At 35.5% G+C, this 20,718-nt stretch carries 23 protein-coding genes; 10 read left to right on the forward strand and 13 right to left on the reverse strand.

The genetic code is table 11. The annotated features are described in order from the left end of the window. Positions 1-21 precede the first annotated feature (21 nt). From O5637_RS08640 to O5637_RS08650, 3 genes are all read left to right on the forward strand, one after another. Entirely contained in the window at positions 22-1,638 is a 1,617-nt protein-coding gene (locus O5637_RS08640) for an NAD(P)H-quinone oxidoreductase subunit 4 (RefSeq protein WP_269606958.1), read from the forward strand. A gap of 64 nt (positions 1,639-1,702) precedes the next feature. After that, a complete protein-coding gene (locus tag O5637_RS08645; RefSeq protein WP_269604257.1) occupies positions 1,703-2,596 on the forward strand; it encodes a segregation/condensation protein A in 894 nt (297 codons plus the stop codon). Between the two features lie 56 nt (positions 2,597-2,652). Next, positions 2,653-3,831 carry a nucleotidyltransferase family protein gene (locus O5637_RS08650; RefSeq protein ID WP_269604259.1) on the forward strand — a complete coding sequence of 393 codons (1,179 nt, stop codon included), beginning with the start codon at positions 2,653-2,655 and terminating at the stop codon, positions 3,829-3,831. On the opposite strand, the gene O5637_RS08655 is transcribed toward O5637_RS08650, so the two are convergent. Then, positions 3,824-4,705 carry a methylenetetrahydrofolate reductase gene (locus O5637_RS08655; protein WP_269604261.1) on the reverse strand — a complete coding sequence of 294 codons (882 nt, stop codon included), beginning with the start codon at positions 4,703-4,705 and terminating at the stop codon, positions 3,824-3,826. The genes O5637_RS08650 and O5637_RS08655 overlap by 8 nt on opposite strands. 84 nt (positions 4,706-4,789) lie before the next feature. Between O5637_RS08655 and O5637_RS08660 the strand changes: the two genes are divergently transcribed. Beyond that, the gene (locus tag O5637_RS08660) at positions 4,790-5,062 is read left to right on the forward strand and encodes a helix-turn-helix domain-containing protein (RefSeq protein ID WP_269604263.1); all 273 of its coding nucleotides are present in this window, start codon (positions 4,790-4,792) and stop codon (positions 5,060-5,062) included. A 243-nt stretch (positions 5,063-5,305) separates the two neighbouring features. Here O5637_RS08660 and O5637_RS08665 read toward each other — a convergent pair whose 3' ends face one another. From O5637_RS08665 to O5637_RS08700, 8 genes are all read right to left on the reverse strand, one after another. Continuing rightward, positions 5,306-5,806 (reverse strand): CYTH domain-containing protein, encoded by a 501-nt coding sequence (locus O5637_RS08665; protein WP_269604265.1) that lies wholly within the window; start codon positions 5,804-5,806, stop codon positions 5,306-5,308. A 6-nt stretch (positions 5,807-5,812) separates the two neighbouring features. After that, positions 5,813-6,718: an NAD(+) kinase gene (locus tag O5637_RS08670; RefSeq protein WP_269604267.1), complete on the reverse strand. Its 906-nt coding sequence runs from the start codon at positions 6,716-6,718 to the stop codon at positions 5,813-5,815. A 9-nt stretch (positions 6,719-6,727) separates the two neighbouring features. Further along, complete coding sequence (nuoK, locus tag O5637_RS08675; RefSeq protein ID WP_269604270.1) at positions 6,728-7,057, reverse strand: NADH-quinone oxidoreductase subunit NuoK; 330 nt, start codon at positions 7,055-7,057, stop codon at positions 6,728-6,730. 44 nt (positions 7,058-7,101) lie between these two features. After that, positions 7,102-7,695, reverse strand: a complete 594-nt coding sequence (locus tag O5637_RS08680) for an NADH-quinone oxidoreductase subunit J (protein ID WP_269604272.1) — start codon at positions 7,693-7,695, stop codon at positions 7,102-7,104. Then, positions 7,695-8,345: an NAD(P)H-quinone oxidoreductase subunit I gene (gene ndhI / locus O5637_RS08685; RefSeq protein WP_269604274.1), complete on the reverse strand. Its 651-nt coding sequence runs from the start codon at positions 8,343-8,345 to the stop codon at positions 7,695-7,697. Before ndhI ends, O5637_RS08680 begins: the two co-directional genes overlap by 1 nt. Positions 8,346-8,456: 111 nt before the next feature. Beyond that, complete coding sequence (nuoH, locus tag O5637_RS08690; RefSeq protein ID WP_269604276.1) at positions 8,457-9,575, reverse strand: NADH-quinone oxidoreductase subunit NuoH; 1,119 nt, start codon at positions 9,573-9,575, stop codon at positions 8,457-8,459. Between the two features lie 75 nt (positions 9,576-9,650). Continuing rightward, positions 9,651-10,778, reverse strand: a complete 1,128-nt coding sequence (locus tag O5637_RS08695; RefSeq protein WP_269606959.1) for a citrate synthase — start codon at positions 10,776-10,778, stop codon at positions 9,651-9,653. Positions 10,779-10,890: 112 nt separating this feature from the next. Then, the gene (locus tag O5637_RS08700) at positions 10,891-12,480 is read right to left on the reverse strand and encodes a DUF3352 domain-containing protein (protein ID WP_269604278.1); all 1,590 of its coding nucleotides are present in this window, start codon (positions 12,478-12,480) and stop codon (positions 10,891-10,893) included. A gap of 77 nt (positions 12,481-12,557) precedes the next feature. Here O5637_RS08700 and O5637_RS08705 point away from each other — a divergent pair, with 77 nt between their 5' ends. Next, the gene (locus tag O5637_RS08705) at positions 12,558-12,914 is read left to right on the forward strand and encodes a rhodanese-like domain-containing protein (RefSeq protein ID WP_269604280.1); all 357 of its coding nucleotides are present in this window, start codon (positions 12,558-12,560) and stop codon (positions 12,912-12,914) included. A 16-nt stretch (positions 12,915-12,930) separates the two neighbouring features. On the opposite strand, the gene trpB is transcribed toward O5637_RS08705, so the two are convergent. Beyond that, entirely contained in the window at positions 12,931-14,184 is a 1,254-nt protein-coding gene (trpB, locus tag O5637_RS08710; RefSeq protein ID WP_269604282.1) for a tryptophan synthase subunit beta, read from the reverse strand. 40 nt (positions 14,185-14,224) lie between these two features. On the opposite strand from trpB, the gene O5637_RS08715 reads away from it, so the two are divergent. Both O5637_RS08715 and cysC read left to right on the forward strand, forming a co-directional pair. Beyond that, a complete protein-coding gene (locus O5637_RS08715; RefSeq protein ID WP_269604284.1) occupies positions 14,225-14,548 on the forward strand; it encodes a translation initiation factor in 324 nt (107 codons plus the stop codon). 52 nt (positions 14,549-14,600) lie between these two features. Continuing rightward, positions 14,601-15,236: an adenylyl-sulfate kinase gene (gene cysC / locus O5637_RS08720; protein ID WP_269604285.1), complete on the forward strand. Its 636-nt coding sequence runs from the start codon at positions 14,601-14,603 to the stop codon at positions 15,234-15,236. A 26-nt stretch (positions 15,237-15,262) separates the two neighbouring features. Here cysC and purE read toward each other — a convergent pair whose 3' ends face one another. Next, the gene (gene purE, locus O5637_RS08725) at positions 15,263-15,799 is read right to left on the reverse strand and encodes a 5-(carboxyamino)imidazole ribonucleotide mutase (RefSeq protein WP_269604286.1); all 537 of its coding nucleotides are present in this window, start codon (positions 15,797-15,799) and stop codon (positions 15,263-15,265) included. A 79-nt stretch (positions 15,800-15,878) separates the two neighbouring features. On the opposite strand from purE, the gene O5637_RS08730 reads away from it, so the two are divergent. Both O5637_RS08730 and bchM read left to right on the forward strand, forming a co-directional pair. Beyond that, a complete protein-coding gene (locus O5637_RS08730) occupies positions 15,879-17,039 on the forward strand; it encodes an N-acetylglucosamine-6-phosphate deacetylase (RefSeq protein ID WP_269604288.1) in 1,161 nt (386 codons plus the stop codon). A gap of 28 nt (positions 17,040-17,067) precedes the next feature. Further along, positions 17,068-17,769, forward strand: a complete 702-nt coding sequence (bchM, locus tag O5637_RS08735) for a magnesium protoporphyrin IX methyltransferase (RefSeq protein WP_269604290.1) — start codon at positions 17,068-17,070, stop codon at positions 17,767-17,769. A gap of 31 nt (positions 17,770-17,800) precedes the next feature. Here the strand turns inward: bchM and O5637_RS08740 are convergent, their stop codons facing one another. Continuing rightward, entirely contained in the window at positions 17,801-18,529 is a 729-nt protein-coding gene (locus O5637_RS08740; RefSeq protein WP_269604292.1) for a response regulator transcription factor, read from the reverse strand. 79 nt (positions 18,530-18,608) lie between these two features. On the opposite strand from O5637_RS08740, the gene O5637_RS08745 reads away from it, so the two are divergent. Next, entirely contained in the window at positions 18,609-19,757 is a 1,149-nt protein-coding gene (locus tag O5637_RS08745) for a cysteine desulfurase family protein (RefSeq protein WP_269604294.1), read from the forward strand. A 7-nt stretch (positions 19,758-19,764) separates the two neighbouring features. Here the strand turns inward: O5637_RS08745 and rsmH are convergent, their stop codons facing one another. Then, positions 19,765-20,679, reverse strand: coding sequence for a 16S rRNA (cytosine(1402)-N(4))-methyltransferase RsmH (gene rsmH / locus O5637_RS08750; RefSeq protein WP_269604295.1), 915 nt, complete (start codon positions 20,677-20,679; stop codon positions 19,765-19,767). Positions 20,680-20,718 lie beyond the last annotated feature (39 nt).

Raw genomic sequence — 20,718 nt, forward strand, 5'->3', positions numbered from 1 at the left:
ACAAGTTTCAGCCTAGGAACAATGCTTATACCTGAGCCAATTCCAGCCGATTTCCCCTGGTTAAGTTTATCTATATTTTTTCCCATTGTTGGGGCATTAATTGTTCCTTTTATTCCAGATAAAGGGGATGGAAAAGAAGTTCGATGGTATGCACTAATAATTGCTTTAATTACTTTTCTAATTACAGTCATTGCTTACTTCAAAGGTTTTAATCCAAGTCAAGAAGGTTTGCAATTATATGAAAAAGTTAGTTGGCTCCCATCTCTTGGATTGACTTGGTCTGTTGGCGCAGATGGATTGTCAATGCCATTGATATTGCTTACAAGTTTCATAACTTCTCTTGCAGTTTTGGCAGCGTGGCCAGTTAGCTATAAACCAAAATTATTTTTCTTTTTAATTCTCGCCATGGATGGCGGCCAGATAGCTGTATTTGCTGTTCAAGATATGTTGCTATTCTTTCTGGCTTGGGAATTGGAGTTGTTTCCTGTGTATTTATTCCTTGCAATTTGGGGTGGTAAGAAAAGGCAATATGCGGCGACCAAATTTATTATCTACACAGCAGGCAGCTCGTTATTTATTCTCCTTGCTGGACTTGCAATGGGTTTCTTTCAAGGTGGCGGGATACCAGATTTCGGTTATACACATTTAGCTCAGCAAAATTTTGGTAAGGGGTTTCAATTGCTTTGTTATTCAGGATTGCTAATAGCTTTTGGGGTCAAACTTCCTATAGTTCCTCTTCATACTTGGTTGCCAGACGCGCACGGAGAGGCCACAGCTCCCGTACATATGCTCTTAGCAGGCATACTTTTAAAGATGGGTGGATATGCCCTCCTTAGATTTAACGCACAATTACTGCCTGATGCTCATGCTCAATTTGCACCATTGTTAATTGTTCTGGGAGTAGTAAATATTATTTATGCAGCTTTAACTTCTTTTGCTCAAAGAAATTTAAAAAGGAAAATTGCTTATAGCTCAATAAGTCATATGGGTTTCGTTTTGATAGGTATTGGAAGCTTTAGTTCTCTAGGAACTAGTGGAGCGATGTTGCAAATGGTGAGCCACGGTTTAATAGGAGCAAGTTTGTTTTTCCTTGTTGGTGCAACTTACGACAGGACTCACACTCTTCAATTAGATGAGATGGGTGGTATTGGCCAAAACATGAGGATTATGTTTGCTTTATGGACTGCATGTGCTTTTGCTTCTCTGGCTTTACCTGGAATGAGTGGATTTATCTCAGAATTAATGGTCTTTGTTGGATTTGTAACTGATGAAATTTATACACTCCCTTTTAGAATTGTTGTTGCTGCATTAGCTGCAATAGGAGTCATTTTGACACCTATATATTTATTGTCGATGCTCAGAGAAATTTTCTTCGGGAAAGAGAATGCGAAGTTAATATCAAAAGCAAAATTGGTAGATGCAGAACCTAGGGAAATTTATATAATTGCTTGTTTATTAGTTCCTATTATTGGAATTGGTTTGTATCCAAAAATTATGACTGATACTTATATGTCATCAATTGATGGTTTGGTTAAAAGAGATTTGTTAGCCGTTGAAAGAATTAGAAGTGATCAAGCAACAATTATTAGTAATACAAATTTATCCATTGGGGCTATTGAAGCCCCTATTTTTGATTGAAAATTATTTAACCTGGCATTCCATCCAATATAGAGATAACTTGCTTTTAGACTCATATTCCTAATTGCCAGTTGATCTTTTAACTCAAAATTCTGATTCTGGCGCGAGACTTGCTATTCGTTTATTGCAAGATGCTGCTCAAAGAGGAGATATTGACCCTTGGGATGTGGATGTTATTCCAGTTGTAGATGGTTTTTTGGATCAACTTAAGCAGCGTATTGAAATTCCAAAAAAGATTTCACAACATTTCAGTCAGAATGGAGGAAGTTATGAGGTTGATCTCGCTCAGAGTAGTGAGGCCTTTTTAGCTGCTTCTGTCTTAGTTGGTTTAAAGGCGGAGGTGCTTGAGGCTGAAATGTTCTTGTTTGATAAGGAAGTTGAAGATGATTCAGACTTTGATTTTGGCGAACAGGGTTGGCTAGATGACAGTTTTCAATTACCTCTTCGACCAGAGAGACATCTTTTTAGAAGGCCAGTTGCACCTCCCCCATTTAGAAGGCCAGTTACTCTTGGAGAATTAATAAATCAGCTTGAGACAATCGCAGAGTCTTTAAAAAATGATGAGTTGCAAAACCGTAGAAAGTTACGACAAAAGAAATTAAGTAATAGGGAGGTTATTGCTCAAGTTTCATCTCTGGCTCATAGAGAAAAATTACCTGAAACAACTGCTGCTCTAGCGATTTTCATAAATAATTGGGAGCAAGCTTTGAATTGGGTAGATTTTGAATTATTAGTAGAGAGATGGAAAGAAAATTCTGCATCAGACGATTTGGATACAGATAGAGTAGGAGTCTTTTGGGCTTTATTGTTTTTATGCTCTCAAGGCAAGGTGGAGATTGATCAAGAAGGTTCATTGTTCTCTCCCATAACTCTAAAGAGGCTTTTGGAACCAGGAATGGTTGCTCAACTTCCCCTCGCTTCTTTAGGAGTGACAGATGGCTCGCCGGCTGCTGCTTAGCACTTTTTGGAGCTAGCATTCTATGTTGGCCTTGTACAGCTTAGGTTAAACCGCCTATGAAGGCGATGATCCTGGCGGCTGGGAAAGGAACCCGAGTTCAGCCGATCACCCATGTGATTCCAAAGCCAATGATTCCTATCCTTCAGAAACCTGTAATGGAGTTTCTTTTGGAACTTCTTAAGGAGCATGGTTTTACTGAGGTTATGGTTAATGTTTCCCATTTGGCAGAAGAGATAGAGAATTATTTTCGAGATGGACAAAGATTTGGAGTTGAAATTGCATACAGTTTTGAGGGACGTATTGAAGACGGAGAATTAATTGGAGATGCACTTGGGTCAGCAGGCGGGCTGAAGAAAATTCAAGATTTTCAAAAGTTTTTTGATGACACTTTTGTTGTCTTGTGTGGAGATGCACTAATTGATTTGGATTTATCTGAAGCTGTAAGAAGACATAAAGAGAAAGGGGCTTTAGCTAGTTTGATAACTAAACGTGTATCCAAAGATCAAGTAAGTAGTTATGGCGTTGTTGTAACTGACGAAGAAGATCGAGTTCAAGCTTTTCAAGAAAAACCTTCTATAGATAATGCTCTAGGCGATACGATTAATACTGGAATTTATTTATTTGAGCCTGAAATCTTTAATTATATTCCTTCTGGAAAACCATTTGACATTGGCTCAGATTTGTTTCCAAAATTAGTAGAAAAAGGGGCACCTTTCTATGCTTTACCAATGGATTTTGAGTGGGTTGATATTGGTAAAGTACCAGATTATTGGAGAGCAATAAGGAATGTTCTTAAAGGTGATGTTAGACAGGTTGAAATACCAGGAAAGCAAGTTAGACCTGGAATTTTTACTGGTTTAAATGTTGCAGCTAATTGGGATAAAATAAACGTTAAAGGACCTATATATGTTGGTGGAATGACAAGGATTGAAGATGGTGCAACTATTATTGGTCCTTCTATGATTGGTCCGAGTTGTTGTATTTGTGAAGGTGCAACAATTGATAATTCAATAATCTTTGATTATTCACTGATAGGGCCTGGAGTACAACTTGTAGAGAAGTTAGTTTTTGGTAGATATTGTGTTGGTAAAGAAGGTGATCATTTTGATTTACAGGAAGCTGCTTTAGATTGGTTAATAACAGATGCAAGAAGACAGGACTTAGGCGAACCTTCACCTCAACAAAAAGCAATGGCTGAATTATTAGGTACTGATCTCATTGGTTCATCTAATTAATATTTGCTCTTTCTAAAATTATCGGTATTTGTTGTTCTGCTTTAACGGCCATAAGGTGAACTCCTTGAGAAATTCCTAGAAAACTTTTTACTTGCTCTGCAGCAATTGATATACCTTCATCAATAGGGTTAGATGAACTATCAAGTCTGGAAATAATTGATTCGGGTATGCATGCACCTGGTACTACACGATTTATGAATTGGGCATTTTTGGCGGATTTAAGCAGAAAAACTCCAGCTAAAACAGGAATTTTCATGGGTTCTGTTATTTCTTTGCAAAATCGTTCAAGTACTTTTGGGTCCATTACCATTTGAGTTTGAAGGAAATTTGCACCAGCTCTTTTTTTTAGTTCTATTCTTCTTCTTAAACCATCAAAACCTCTGCAATTTGGATCTGCTGCGGCTCCCGCAAACAAATTAATTGGGCCATCAGGCAACAAATCAGATACTGGATCTATTCCTTTGTTAAGTGATGTGACTTGATCAATAAGTTCTATTGAGTTTAAGTCTTGAACTGATTTGGCTTGGGATTGGTCTCCTACTCGAACAGGATCACCAGTTAAACAAAGTATATTTCTTATTCCTAAAGCATGTGCACCAAGTAATTCAGCTTGTAATGCGATTCGATTCCTATCCCTACATGATAATTGCAGAACTGGTTCAAGACCTGCCTCTAAAAGCAGCTTGCATAAGGCTAGGCTACTCATTCTCATTATTGCTCTGCTGCCGTCTGTAACATTAAAACCATGCACAAGGTCTTTTAATTTGATGGCTTTTGATAGGGCTACAGCTGTATTACCTCCCCTAGGAGGCATTATTTCAGCAGTGATAGCTGATAAGCCAGATTCAAGACGATTTTGAAGTTTAGATTTCACATTTATTTTTTACCAGATAATTACTATCGGTGATTAAAGGCCCTAATCTAAGTAGTATTAATTAAAGAGTTGTGAGTGAGGGGAATGTTTACAGGAGAGATCGCTAATTCGTCCCATATGGGACTCTCGGCTAGGGAAATGGAGATTATTGGATTAGTTGCAGATGGTCTCACTAATCAAGAGATTGCTGAAAAACTGACAATTAGCAAAAGAACTGTAGACAATCATGTAAGCAATATGTTCACAAAAACAGGTTCTAAAAACAGAGTGGCTTTATTAAACTGGGCAATGGATCATGGAAAGATCTGCCGTGATGGGTTTAATTGTTGTTCATTGCCAGATGAAACAGCTTCATAGAATATCTAATTATTTTTTTCCTCATTGATATCTGATAAGGGCATTAGAGAAAATTCAATTGATGACAGCTCAAATAACTTTGCATATGCAATGCAAGCTTCCTTGTCAGTACAAGTGAAGCGAAGGATACCTTCTCTGTCATAAAGGCCAAACAAGTTATACCTCTTGCAAAGGATGCATAGGTTTTCGTGATTTGACAGTGGTGATTATAAAGACAATCTAAAGGAAAAGTTGCCTTTTGGCTTAGGATCCTTTGATTTTCATCCGATCTTTTACGGACAACTGAGAAATAGGTGTCTTAGCAAGAGAAACATTGCTTAATGATTTGATCCCAGTTATCTCTTGACCACACCATGATGGGATTTTAATCTTTTCAGATTCATAATTCAATTCAATTTCAGCAATTTTCAAAGGAGAATTTGACCCATCAAAAAGATCAACTATCCAATTCTTGTTATTTATGTTTAGTTGATAACGCGTTTTAGTAATTTTATATTTTGATAATTTTATTAATTCAATAGCATCTTTTGTAGGAATTGAATATTCAAACTCGTAGTTTGTTAATCCATTTAAAGAAGACTTTAATGTTATGTATGCTTGTTTATTCTCTATTAGTCTTACTCTAGTAGCCCATTCATCTGGACTTGAATTTAAATAGGCTTGACTAAAACCTTCACTTAGTATTGCTTGTGATTTCCAATCCTCATTTTTAACTAAGAATCTTCTTTCTATTTCTATACCCATAATTTATTATTTATTACTCTCATTAAGACTGCTTGCCCAATGAAGTTTTTGAGTAATTGTCTTATAATAAGAAAGATTTTCATCTAAAATTATTATTGAGGTTGAATGATTAGATTTTTTTATTAAGCATGTATCGTTAGCTTCAATTAGGCATCCACTAGATCCATCTAACCATAGCTTTATTTTTTGCTTCTTTTCTCTTATTGGTTTTATTAATAATTGTGCTTTAGGAGGGACCACGATTGGTCTGCTGGCCAAGCTCATCGGACATATAGCGCTTACAATTATCGCATCCAAGGAAGGGTGGATTATTGGCCCCCCTGCGGCCATAGAGTAAGCAGTAGAACCTGTTGGGGTAGAAAAGATAAGTCCATCTCCTTTATATTTGTCTACAGCTTCACCATCTATTTCAAGCTCAAGGCTGCAGGTAGGTGCAATTTCGTCTGTGCAAGATCTTAAATAAAAATCATTTAGAGCGAAAAATGATCTTTTAATTATGCTTTCGTTATTGCGCTTTTCTTTAAATACAGTTGCTTCAAGCATCATTCTTTTTTGTATGTTAAATCTATTGTTTGAAACTCTCTCCCAAAAATTCTCTTGTTTTAAGATATGACGATCGTGAGTCAAAAATCCCAGATTCCCCCCAACATTGAAACTTAAAATAGGTATATTTTTCGGGGATAAATATCTTGCAGCCCTTAAAACTGTTCCATCACCTCCTAGTACAATAGCTATTTCAGGTAAAACATCAGATATTGAAAATAATTGATTTATATTATTTGTTTCATTACTTATTTCGGAAAATAAAACTTTTTTTCCATAACCTTCTATTATTTTTTTACAATTTAATGTTTCTGTATATGCATTATCACTATCTGATCTATATAAGATCCAGATCAGATTTGTTGTCATTGAAGATACCTACCATTTGAGTAGATTGAAACTTTCCATATCAATAGTAACTCTATTTCTATACAATGAAAGTAGTATTGCCAGCCCAACAGCAGCCTCGGCAGCTGCTACTGTTATAACAAAAATTGAAAACACTTGTCCTCTAATTATTGATCCGTCTATATAGGATGAAAAACTCATAAGATTTATATTCACTGCGTTTAACATTAATTCAATACTCATTAAAACTCGTACAGCATTTCGACTATTTATTAATCCCCATACACCTGTACAAAACAGAAATGCAGCAACTATAAGATAAGCCTGAAGAGGTACTGGCCCAATAGAATTTTCTAGCATCTTTAGTAATTAAATTTTATATTTATAATTGAGTTCATTTTATACTATTTTTTGGAAAGAAGAGGAACTTTCTTATCACTTAAGGAATTTTTATTCTTTATATCATTTATATTCTCTATTGGAATTGAGACATCTCTTCTCGCTAATACAATTGCTCCAATCATAGCCATTAATAATAAAATCGAAGCAAGTTCAAAAGGTAATAAATAATCTGTGAATAGATGTTCACCAATTCTCTCAGTTGCTTCTTCGCCAATAGATGTTGGTCCAGGTAAGTTCCATTTAGTGGTAAGGCTAACCCGCAATAATAAAATTAATAATCCACCACAAACAGCACCAGATATCAATTTTCTAGTTTTAAGACCGTCAATTGGTTTTAACTTTTCTTTGTTATTAACCAACATAATTGCAAATAATATCAAAACATTTACGGCTCCTACATATACAAGAATTTGAGCTGCAGCGACAAAGCTAGCATTTAGTAAAAGATATAAACCTGCTACAGCCATAAATACTCCGCCTAATAAAAATGCTGAGTAAACAATATTTTCTAATAAAACAACTGCCAAACTTCCAGAAACTACGACAGCACTAAGAATTAAAAAGCAAATTAATTCTGTTGAATAAGCGATATTCATTAATTAGTAGAATTTAATTTATTTTGAACCATATCGGACGAATTATTATCTTCTTTTTGTGATTCCTCTGTTTTTAGTTCTTTTATAATCTGAATTGGAAGTTTACCTGCTCTTTTTTGGTTCGCAGGTAATTCATGAGGGTCCATGATGCTCTCGGGCAAATAAGCTAATTCTCTTAGCGGGCGAACTGATGGATCTGAAGTTACACTTGTTGGTAGTCTTCCAAGAGCAACATTATCGTAGTTAAGGCTATGTCTATCAAATGCAGCGAGTTCATATTCTTCTGTCATTGATAAACAATTTGTAGGGCAATATTCAACGCAATTTCCACAAAAAATACATGCACCAAAGTCAATAGAATAATTTCTCAATTCTTTTTTCTTGGTTTCTTTATTCATTACCCAATCAACAACTGGAAGATTAATTGGACATACCCTTACGCAAACCTCGCAAGCAATGCACTTGTCAAATTCATAATGAATCCTTCCTCGATAACGCTCAGATGGAATTAGTTTTTCGTAAGGATATTGAACCGTTACAGGCCTTCGACGCATGTGGTCAAATGTAACGCCTAGTCCATCAACTAAATATTTCGCTGCACTAATGGCTTCTTTAGTGTAGTCGGCAACTTTTCCAAGGAAACCAAGCATATTAAATTTGCTGCCGGCGGCCTATCATTACATTAGTCATTATACAGTTTTTTTCAAGTATATGTAGGTACTTTTACTTAAGAAAAAACGAGCGATTGTGTTGCTTCTCTTTTATCCGCCAAATGTCATGGGAAATGCCAATTTAAGTGAAGCAGTTACAAGTAAATTGACCAACGAAATAGGTAAAAGAAACTTCCATCCTAAATCAAGTAGTTGATCAATCCGAACTCTTGGAGTAGTCCATCTCAATAAGATTGCTAAAAAAACCAGTAAATAAGCCTTGAGGATTGTCATAACAATTCCAACAGACGCAGCAATAATTTGAACTAATGGATTATCAATTGAAAGTCCTATCAAAGATGCAAACCAATCAATTGAGATTGGAAAACCCCATCCTCCTAAGTAAAGAACCGAAACAAGTAAAGCAGATAAAACAAGGTTTATGTATCCAGCTAAGTAAAACAGAGCGAATTTCATACCTGCATACTCCGTTTGATAACCAGCTACAAGTTCTTCTTCTGCCTCCGGCAAATCAAAAGGTAGTCTCTCGCATTCAGCTAATGCACAGATCCAAAAAATAATAAAACCTACTGGTTGTCGCCATATATTCCAGCTAAGAAAACCAGCAGTATTTTGTTGCTCAACTATATCAACAGTGCTCAACGAATTACTCATCATAACTATGGCCAAAACCGCTAGTGCTAAAGGAATTTCATAACTAATTGATTGAGCGGCAGCTCTAAGTCCACCTAGCAAAGAATATTTATTATTAGAAGAGTAGCCACTCATCAGTAGACCAATAGGTTGAATACTACTAAGGGCAATCCACAAAAAGATTCCTATGCCTACATTGCTAATTAAAAGATTTTGACCAAAAGGAACAATTAACCAAGATAGAATTACCGGAACTAAAACTAATATTGGACCAACTGTAAAAAGAACACTGTCTGCCCTTGCTGGAATAATGTCTTCTTTTACTAAAAGTTTCAAACCGTCTGCCATTGGCTGAAGAATACCAAGTGCACCTGCATATTCAGGTCCAATTCTCTGTTGAGCTGCTGCAGAGATTTTTCGTTCAAGCCAAACTGTTACTAATACACCAATTACAGCTGACACCAAAACCAAAAGCATTGGAAGAGGTATCCATAGAAGATGTGCTAATTCATGAGATAAACCAAGGTTTTGAACACCTTGGGTGAAACTCATTTCAAGGTCTATACCTGAATTCACTTCTTATATTTATTCTATTAACAAGGTTAGTGTAATTTTGAATTAATTTTAAATTCGAAAAAAATAAATTTCAAATTATCTGTTCTCAAGTGGCTGCCAATTTCTGATTTTTGCTCCTTCATAAATTTGTGATGGTCTAAAAATTCTATTTGCTCCGAGTTGTTCTCTCCAGTGAGCCAACCAACCAGCAACTCTGGAAATCGCAAAAACTGGTGTGAACAAATCTCGAGGAATACCAAGCTTTCGGTAAACAAGTCCAGAATAAAAGTCAACATTTGGGAATATACCTTTTGGCCCCAATCTGGAAATAGCCTCTTCTTCAAGTGCTTTCGCTACTTCATACATTTCATCTTTACCGAATTCCAAGAAAAGTTCCTCTGCGAAGGCTTGTAAAATTGTTGCTCTTGGGTCTTTGACGCGATACTCCCTGTGCCCAAAGCCCATGATTTTCCTTTTTTCTTCAATTGCATTCTTGAGAAATAAAGATGCTTTATCGGGTCTTCCAATTTCTTCTAGCATTGCTATAACATCTTCATTTGCCCCTCCATGAAGAGGGCCAGCTAATGTCCCGACGGCAGAAGCTACTACAGCATAAGGATCAGTTAGTGTGCTGGCAGTTACTCTTGCGCTAAATGTACTCGCATTGAGACTGTGCTCGGCATGAAGAATTAAACATCTGTCGAAAACTCTTGCTGCAAGAGGATTTGGTACCCTCTCTGTGAGCATATAAAGGAAATTGGAAGAATAAGGCAAATCATCCTGGGGTTGAATTGGATCATCTCCTTTTCTTATTTGCTCGAAAGCAGCAACCATAGTTGGAATTTTGGCAATCAACCTAACTACTGCGTCGTAGATATATTTTGGATCATCAATTGCTCTTCGAGAATAAAAGAGGCCCAAAGATGCAGCACTTGCTTGTAGAGCATCCATGGGATGCCCAGATTCTGGAAAACACTTGAGCATATCTCTGATTCGAAAGCTAACTCGTCTATGCATTTGAACGTCCTTTTCAAATTTTTGGAGCTCATTTTCATCAGGAAGTTCTCCCCATATCAAGAGAAATGCAGTTTCTAAAAAACTACTTTTTTGGGCTAGCTCAGATATTGGATAACCTCTGTAATTCAGTCTTCCTTCTGTTCCATTGATTTCGCATATCCCTGAGTTGGTTACTGGAACCCCTTCCAAGCCTGGCTTTAAAACCAAATTAGTTGTCTTTTGTTCGTTATCTATGGCTTTAGCTCCTGCAAAATAATTTTCAACTTTAACTTTATTGTATAGAATTAAACTATATGTTGAATATAGCACTTTAAACTTTTTATGAACTTGTTTTTAAGTTGATTTTAACTTTGATGAAGTCTGGATAATTAATGGTAGGAACTGCAATAGATATATCAATACTCTTAGGGGGAGAGAGTTCGTTGCCTAGCATAGTTTTAAATAATATATATGGATAGAAATTATTTAAAATTCTCTTAGTTTTTTCTTCTCCTAAATGTATTTTGAGTACATCATCAAAATCATTAAGTTCATCTACCTTGTTTTCATTATCTGAATAATTTTTTAAGTAATTTTTCTTATCAAAATTTGAAATAGATGATAAGTTTTGACTCCAAATGTAATTCTCTTCATCTTCTTGAATAATTGCCTCAATGTTTTCTTTTAGCTCATATTTTTCATTTTCATTTGCACTTATTTTTGACCAAACCTCTAGCTTCCTATTTTTAAAATCTATATTTGAATGTAAAAAGTTCTCTTTTTTTAGAATTTCACTTATCTCTATTTTACTTGCATCAGTTTTACTATTTATAACTAACCATTCTTTATCATTTATCCAAATTAAATTTCCTTTAGAGTTGTCAAGAATTTTTTTGAAAAGAGTTGAGTTATCGTAGGTTGTTGATTCTTTAATAAGAGACGCTATAAGCTTTTGATATGGATGGCTAGAATCTTCCCTGAAATACTGATTGGGATTATCAACTAATATTAAATCTTTATGCAATTCAGATTCTTTTTGTATTTCAATGAAATTATAATTAATATCTTTAACTGGCATTTTAGTTTTAACATCATAATTTACTATCCCTTCTATGTATAAATTATTTTTATCTAAATTTGCAGATGATATTAAATTATCGATTTCATTTATCTCAAATAAATTTTCTTCTTGACCTATCAGATTTAAAATCTTCTTTGGAGATACTTCTAATAATAATAAACCGTCTTTAAGATTATCCTTTAATTGAATATTCTTATACTCTTTTTTTGCATCTAATATATTGCTATCTATTTTCTCCATTGAAGACTTTATGATTTGCGGATTGGATGCAATTAAAATATTATCTTTATCATTAGCAAAGTAAATTGAATTAGTTGAATTGATTTTTTTTGAAATTATTTGTGCAGTTGATGAGCTTATTTTATTGCTTATTTTGTAACTATTATCAATAAGTTGTGAGCCTAAAATAGATTCTAATTCTTTTTCAATATTTACATCTTCTTTGATTGCTAAGACCATAATCCAATCATTTAGAGTTTTGTTGTTTGAGTCTAATAAAGCAAAGCTTCCGTAATCCCCTACCCATTTTGAGATGTCTTTTGCAAAATCAAGACTAATTAATTTAAAAGAAGAATCTCTAATGAAACTTATTTTTTTATTTATAGTATGTTTACTAACTTTATCTTGATAATTTTCTATATGGCTTGTAAGTGTATCTGGATTTAGTTTCCAGTGAAAAATCAGATCAGTATTTCTTGGTATATATTTTGATGAAGACGGAGCATTAAATGATTGTCCTATGGACTTAGGAATTCGCTTTAGATGATTGTTGCGCCAGATAAATATCCCGGTGAAAATTGATAAAATTATTATTCCTAATATTAAAAAATAGGATAGACGTGATTTCATTTTTTTATTAATTAAGCATTTGTATACTTTTTGAGATTTGATAACATAAACTTTAATCTTTACTTATAATCTCAAATATGAATCATAATGTTCCTTTAAATATATCTCCAAAAGAGTTAAATAAAATCTTAGAAGATCATTCTTCTGAAAAACCATTTATCGTAGATGTGAGGGAGGATAATGAAATTGCTATTGCTTCATTTTCATTTTCAGTATTACATCTTCCTTTGAGTAAGTATGCAAACTGGTCAGCGAAAATAGGAGAACTGTTACCGAAGGATCAGCCTATTGTTGTTGTCTGTCATGCGGGTGTGAGAAGTTTGAATTTTGGTATTTGGCTTTTAGAACAAGGAATAAATAAAAGTGTTTGGAATCTTGTCGGGGGAATAGATGCTTGGAGTACTGATGTTGATCAATCTGTTCCAAGGTACTAATAAAAGGAAGTTTACTTTATATTTTTGATCCTAGTTTTTCAGCAACTGTATTTACATCTTTATCTCCTCTACCAGAGCAGTTAATGATAATTTCAGTATTATGACTTAGATTTGGGCAAAGTTTTTCGAGATAGGCAAAGGCATGAGCAGTCTCAAGCGCAGGAATAATACCTTCCAATTTACTAACTAATTGCAGAGCTTCTATGGCTTCAGTATCAGTAACAGCTGCATATTCAGCACGTCCAATTTCTTTTAAGTAACTATGTTCTGGTCCAACTCCTGGATAATCAAGACCTGCGCTAATGGAATGCGCCTCCTCAACTTGCCCATCTTTGTCTTGTAATAAGAGACTCATGGCTCCATGAAGAACTCCTATCCTTCCTTCAGTAATCGTCGCTGCATGTCGACCAGTTTCGACTCCATCTCCAGCAGCTTCAACCCCAATCATTCGTACACTTTTGTCTTCAACAAAAGAATGGAAAAGGCCCATCGCATTCGATCCGCCACCAACACAAGCTAAAAGAACATCGGGGGACCTCCCAAAAGCTTCTTTGCATTGTTGCTTTGTTTCTTCTCCAATAACTGCGTGAAAATCTCTTACCAACATTGGATATGGATGTGGCCCCGCAACTGAACCGAGAATATAGTGAGTTGTTTCAACATTAGTAACCCAATCTCGAATAGCTTCGCTGGTTGCATCTTTGAGTGTTGCAGTTCCACTAGTTACTTGTCTCACGGAAGCTCCAAGCAATTGCATTCGGAACACATTTAAGGCTTGTCTTCGCATATCTTCTCTACCCATATAAATAATGCATTCCAATCCAAAACGAGCGCAGACTGTCGCAGTTGCAACTCCATGCTGTCCCGCTCCAGTTTCGGCAATAATTCTTTTTTTTCCCATCCGTATGGCAAGGAGAGCTTGCCCAAGTGCATTATTTATTTTGTGAGCACCTGTGTGATTTAAATCTTCTCTTTTAAGCCAAATCCTTGGCCCTTTTAATGTATTTTTTCTGTAATGTTCAGTTAATCTTGTAGCTTCATAAAGCGGAGTGGATCTTCCTACATAAGTTTTGAGTAAATGATTCAGTTCTGAATTGAATGAAGAATCTTTCCATGCTTCTTTAGCAGCATGCTCTAATTCAATAAGTGCAGGTATTAAAGTTTCAGGAACATATTGCCCCCCGTACTTACCAAATCGACCGAGAGCATTTGGCCTTGTTAATGGAGATAAATCCGAATCTTTAAATTGTTTTGAGAGTGTACCTGTCACCTTAGATTAAGAAAATAGTTACCAGCCAAAACACAAGAAAATGTCCAAAGGTGGCTGGAGTGAATTCAATGACCCTCTTAAGAGAATAGGGAATAACACTCAAAATAGTGTTACTCCTAAAGGAAAGCGACAAGTTCGACTAGAAAGAACTCGATCTGGAAAGAAAGGAAAACTTGTGACTGTTATTAAAGGACTTGAATTAAAGCCAGTAGAGGCAAAAAAAATTCTTAAGAATTTAAAAATAGCTTGCGGAACAGGAGGAGCTTTGAAAGGTGACTCCTTAGAGTTACAAGGAGATCACATATCAAAAGCTCAAGAATTTCTTTTTCAGCAGGGTTTTAGGCCAAAACAGAGTGGAGGTTAAGAATAAACTGTGTCGATCAACATGGAGAATAGTTAACAATTAGTCTGAATTCATGGAACAAAAATCTAAAAGTCCTCTATCAAAAGCCACAAATATAGTTTGGCATCAATCTTCAGTTGATAGGGAGGCTAGATCTCAGCAAAGAGGACATCGCAGTGCAATACTTTGGTTTACAGGTCTATCTGGTTCCGGGAAAAGCACGCTAGCCAATGCAGTCAATGTAGCTTTACACAAAAATGGTTATTCCACTTATGTGTTAGATGGTGACAACATCAGACATGGTTTATGCAAAGATTTAGGATTTTCTGATGTTGATAGAGAAGAAAATATTAGAAGAATTGGCGAAGTATCTAAATTGTTTCTTGACGCTGGAATAATTGTTTTAACTGCATTCGTATCACCATTTAGAGTCGATCGCGATAATGCAAGAGCATTAGTTGGAGACAATGACTTTATAGAAATATATTGTTCAGCTGATTTAGGGGTTTGTGAAACAAGAGATACAAAAGGACTTTATGCCAAGGCAAGAAATGGAGAAATCAAGGAATTTACTGGAATCTCAAGTCCTTATGAAGATCCTCAGTCTCCAGAATTGACAATTGATACTGGAAATCTAGAGATTGATAAATGTGTAGACATAGTTACTCAATTGCTTGTGAAGAAAAAGATTATTTCAAAAATTTCTTAGTAAATGATTAATGAATTTCATCTTTATTACATTTTTTCTAGATACGTTTTGGCACCAATCTCTTTAAGTCTTTGATCTTTTTTTACGACAAGGTCGTGAAGCTCAGATCTGTAGACTTTTAATTTATTAGTCAATTCAGTATTGTTAATAGCCAAAATTTGAGTAGCTAAAAGTCCAGCATTTAGGCCTCCTTCAATAGCAACCGTTGCTACTGGGATGCCTGAGGGCATTTGCAAGATTGAATACATAGAATCTATTCCTGCAAGCGCCTTGCTTTTGACTGGGACACCTATCACTGGAAGGGTGGTAAGTGATGCGATCATTCCGGGTAAATGAGCAGCTCCTCCAGCCCCCGCAATTATGACTCCAAAACCATTGGATTCTGCCATTTGAGCAAAATCCATCATTTCTTTTGGAGTTCTATGAGCAGATAAGATCCTTACTTCATTAGATATGCCAAATTGATCTAGAATTGTAACCGCAGGCTGAAGAGTTTTAAGATCTGAATCACTACCCATCACTACTGCCACTTCCTTAAATGTATTGGCTTCAGTTAAAGACAATTCTCAATTTTATAAATCTCATACTTAATAATGCCAATTATTTATCAATCCTGCATTAATTATTTTTAGTTTTTAAGAAATGAGAAAAATTACAAACATAAAATTACCTCAACCAGATAAAAGCGAAGATGAAAATAATTTATTCTCACTAGTTTTAGATGAAAATGGGATTATTCTCTCGATTGATAAAAGTTCTAATAGGAAATCTATTTATGAAGAAGATTGGTGTGGTGATTGGCTAAGTCCAAGAGCGATTGATCTTCAAATAAATGGAGGTTTAGGGATCTCATTTACAGATTTAAATTTTAACAAAATACCTAAATTATTAACATTGCTTGATCAACTTTGGCTTGATGGTATTGAAGGAATTTGTCCAACTTTTGTGAGTTGTTCTCGAGATCAATTCCAATTAGGAATGAAGGTCTTAAAGGAAACTAAAAAATATACTTCTATAAATAGATGTCGACTACTTGGTGCTCATATGGAAGGACCTTTTTTATGTGAATCATATTCTGGAGCACATGATATAGATAGTATTTGTAAGCCAAGTATTTCTGCTTTAAATGAGAGAATAAAGGGATTTGAAGATGAAATAGCATTGATGACGTTGGCTCCAGAATTAAAAGGTTCTTTTGATGTCATTTCTCGTCTAAGAGAATTAAATATCTTGGTTTCAATGGGACATTCTTCAGCTGATTTTGATTCGGCGATGAATGCTTTTAACGATGGAGTGAAAATGGTTACACATACTTTTAATGCAATGAAAGGTTTGCATCATCGAGCTATTGGTCCTATTGGGGCGGCTATAAGAAGAGACGATGTCTTCCTAGGACTCATTGCTGATGGTGTTCATGTTCATGCAGATATGATTAGGTTTTTAAAGATACTTGCACCAAAGCAAATTGTCTTAGTTAGTGATGCAATATCAGCTTATGGTTTAGGAGATGGTTCGTTTAATTGGGACAAACGCTTGATAAAAGTAGAAAATGGTTTATGCAGACTTCCAAATGAAACCATTGCAGGATCCACTTTGCCTTTACTAGATGCATGCAAAAAAATAGCTCATTGGATTAATGATCCTTCTGCTGCTATTTGGATGGCAACAATTGCTCCACGTTTGGTATTAAGTCAGAACAAAATGAATTCAAAATCTTTTTTTATTGGAAAAAATATGCAATCTTTACTTCGATGGAAAATTAATTCTTGTAATCATCAGTTGTCTTGGCATTTGGCTGCGTAAGATTGGTAAGAGGTAATTATCTGATTAAATGACAACGCAAATTGAGAACAGTGAAAAGGCGGAAGTCACTGAATATTTTAATGGGACTGGATTTGATAGATGGAATCGAATATATAGCGAAAGTGATGATGTCAATAAAGTGCAAAAAAATATAAGGATAGGTCACCAAAAGACAGTTGACGATGTCATTAGTTGGTTGAAAGAGTATGACAATATAAAGGATAAAAGTTTCTGTGATGCTGGCTGCGGTGTTGGTAGTTTAAGTATTCCATTGGCAAAATTGGGTGCCAAATCGATTCATTTAAGTGATATTTCTGAAGCTATGATCAATGAGACAAAAAGCAGGGCAAAGGAAGCAGGTTTGGACTTAAATATGCTGAATTTTCGAACATCTGATTTAGAGAATTTAAAAGGTTCATTTAATACAGTTATTTGCTTGGATGTTTTCATTCACTACCCTCAGCAGGAGGCTGAGGCAATGGTGAAACATCTCTGTCAATTATCTGATGAGAGATTAATTGTTAGCTTTGCTCCTTATACTCCTTTACTAGCCCTTTTGAAAGGCATTGGTCAGCTATTCCCTGGACCAAGTAAAACCACTAGGGCCTATACATTAAGGGAGACTGGAATTATCGAAGCTGCAAAGCAATCTGGCTTTAGAGTGGTCAAAAGCAAGTTAAATCAAGCTCCTTTCTATTTTTCTAAATTAATAGAATTTGTGAAATCTTAGAGAAATAAAATTTTTATTTTTAAAGAAATATTTAGGTAACCAAATGATTTTCAAGTGCATATCTAACTAGTTCTGTTCTACTAGAAGTACCGGTTTTAATAAATAATCGACTCACATATTTCTCTACATTGCGTATAGAAGTCTCAAGTTGTCTTGCAATTTCTTTGTTCATTAAACCTTCCGCTACTAGTTGCAAAACGCTTGCCTCTCTTGGGGTGAAATTGGGAATAGAATCATCTTTACGTGAATTACTTTTATCCCCATGGCTAAGCATTGATTTGATTTCTGTAATCTGTTTAGCCATTTGGCCAACATCTGCATTCGCAAATCTTGCTGCTTCAGTTAATAATCGCTCTTGCCGCTGAACTACATTCTTAACTCTTGCAACTAGTTCATCGGGATCAAATGGTTTTGGCATGTAGTCGTCTACACCTGCTTGATAACCCTGAGTTCTATCAGCAGTCATTCCCTTAGCAGTGAGAAAAATGACAGGTGTACCTCCAAGTCTTTCATCTTCTCTAATTTTTTTTAAAAGCCCATAACCATCACATCTAGGCATCATGATGTCACTGATAATTACATCAGGGATCATTTTTTGAGCTTTTTCCCATCCTTCTTCTCCATCTATAGCGGTTGTAACTTGAAATCCTTCATCTTCAAGATAAGCCTGAACAGCAGTTCTTAAACCAGGCTCGTCATCGACAAGTAATATCCTTGGAGTCTGAGAAACTTCTTGCGTTGATGGATTTGGTTCACTCATAAAAATTGGACTTCTAGAGTTTTTAAAGAGGATATTAACCTTTACTCCTCTCTATTATTTAGCTTAACTCAATGAATCAATGGATAATAATCATCTAATTTTTGATTTTCAGTCCTCAACACCATGTTGTACGAAGGTAGTTGAGGAGATGGCTCCTTATTGGAATGAGTTGTGGGGTAATCCCTCTAATACTAATAATCGGTCCGGTGTCTTTGCTTCATCTGCAGTAGAAGTGTCACGTGAAAAAATAGCTTCATATTTGAATATCAATCCGAAAAGATTAATTTTCACTAGTGGGGCAACAGAAGCGAATAATTTGGGTTTAGTTGGACATGCAAGAGCTAAAGCACAACTTATTGGAAAACCTGGACACATAATTACCGTTTCAACTGAACATCATGCAGTTCTTGATCCGCTTAGACAGCTTCAAAAAAAAGGGTTCCGTTTGTCAGAATTACAACCGAATAAAGATGGGTTAATCAATATTCAACAGCTTTCTGAAGCTGTTGAAAAAGATACTTTTTTGGTTAGCGTCATGGCTGCAAATAATGAGATAGGGGTTTTACAACCTATTGCTGAAATTGGGTCTTTTTGTAAGAGAAAGGGAATCGCTTTTCACACTGATGCCGCTCAAGCCTTGGGATACTTAGATTTAGACCCCGATAAATTTCGCATTGATTTGATGAGCTTGAGTGCTCACAAAATCTATGGCCCTAAAGGTATTGGAGCTTTGGTGATTAGCGAAGGATTACCTCTAGAACCATCTCAATATGGAGGAGGTCAGGAGCTTGGATTAAGATCTGGCACGCTCCCTGTCCCTTTAATTGTTGGCTTTGCAAAGGCAGTCGAAATAACAAAAAATGATCAGGATGAAAGGAATAAGAGACTTTTATTTTTTAGAAACTTATTGTTGAGCGGATTAAAAAAGAATATTTCTGGATTGATAGTTAATGGATCTATCGATCAAAGATTGCCTCATAATCTCAATATCACTTTCCCTGGTGTGAAGGGAAGTCAATTGCATGGTCAATTAAGAAGGTTTATTTTTTGTACTAGTGGTTCAGCTTGTAGTAATGGTGAAGCTTCTCATGTCCTGAAGGAGATAGGGCTCTGCAAAAAAGATGCTGAAGCATCAATAAGGATGAGTATTGGGAGAAATACTACTGATAAAGATATCAAAGAGGCTATTGAGATTATTACAGATATAGTGATTAATCTTAGAAAATAAGTTAAGTCTATTTTAAGAATTTCTTTGCAGAAATTCTTAACTTTGCACTTTTACTTCTTGGGTTTAATTCTATCTCTTGAGTGTTTGCTCTCAATGGCTTTTTAGATACTACTTTTAGTCTATTGTCAGTTTTAAAGCTCAATTTGACTCTTCTATCTTCTAATGAATGAAAACTAATTACCATGAAAAGTCCATCCTCTAACAACCAGTTTGGAGCTTTTTCTAATAAGCTATCCAGCGATTCTAATTCATTATTAACAGCTATCCTTAAAGCCTGAAAAGTTCTAGTTGAAGGATGAATTCTACCATGTCTTTGCTTGGGTGGAAAACAACCAGCAATTGCATAAGAAAGAGCTTTCGTTCCACTGTATGCTCCATTTTCTGCAAGATCAGTTTTGATTTTTCTTGCAATACGTCTAGAACGTTTTTCTTCTCCTAAGTTGTATATTAAATTTGCTAAATCCTGTTCAGATAGAGTGTCAATAAGTTCGGCTGCACTTAGACCTTTCTCAGGATTCATTCTCATATCTACCGGACCATCTAAACGAAAGCTAAAACCTCGTGAAGGCTCATCAAGTTGATGACTACTAACTCCAAGATCCGCTAAGACGCAAATGGCTTGTTCGTTTATTGAAAAGTCAGCGAAGTTTGTAGAGATTATTTCTATTCTTGTTCCGAACTTCTTTAATCTTTTTGATGCTGCTTCTCTAGCTATTGGATCTTGATCAAGCCCAATAATTTTGATTCCTGGGAAATTCTCTAGTATTTGAGCTGAATGCCCCCCTCCTCCGATGGTGGAATCAATAATTAATCCTTGTTTTGTTAATTCGCTTGGTAATTCCTTTAGTAATTGAATTATTTCATTCCCCATTATTGGGACATGATTAAAGTTAGAACTTGAACTAATTGGCCCTTCTTTCATAAGTTTTCACTAGTATTTAGACATTGCTTTGGTTGGGCC

The organism is Prochlorococcus marinus str. MIT 0917 (assembly GCF_027359575.1).
Taxonomy (GTDB): Bacteria; Cyanobacteriota; Cyanobacteriia; order PCC-6307; family Cyanobiaceae; genus Prochlorococcus_B; species Prochlorococcus_B marinus_D.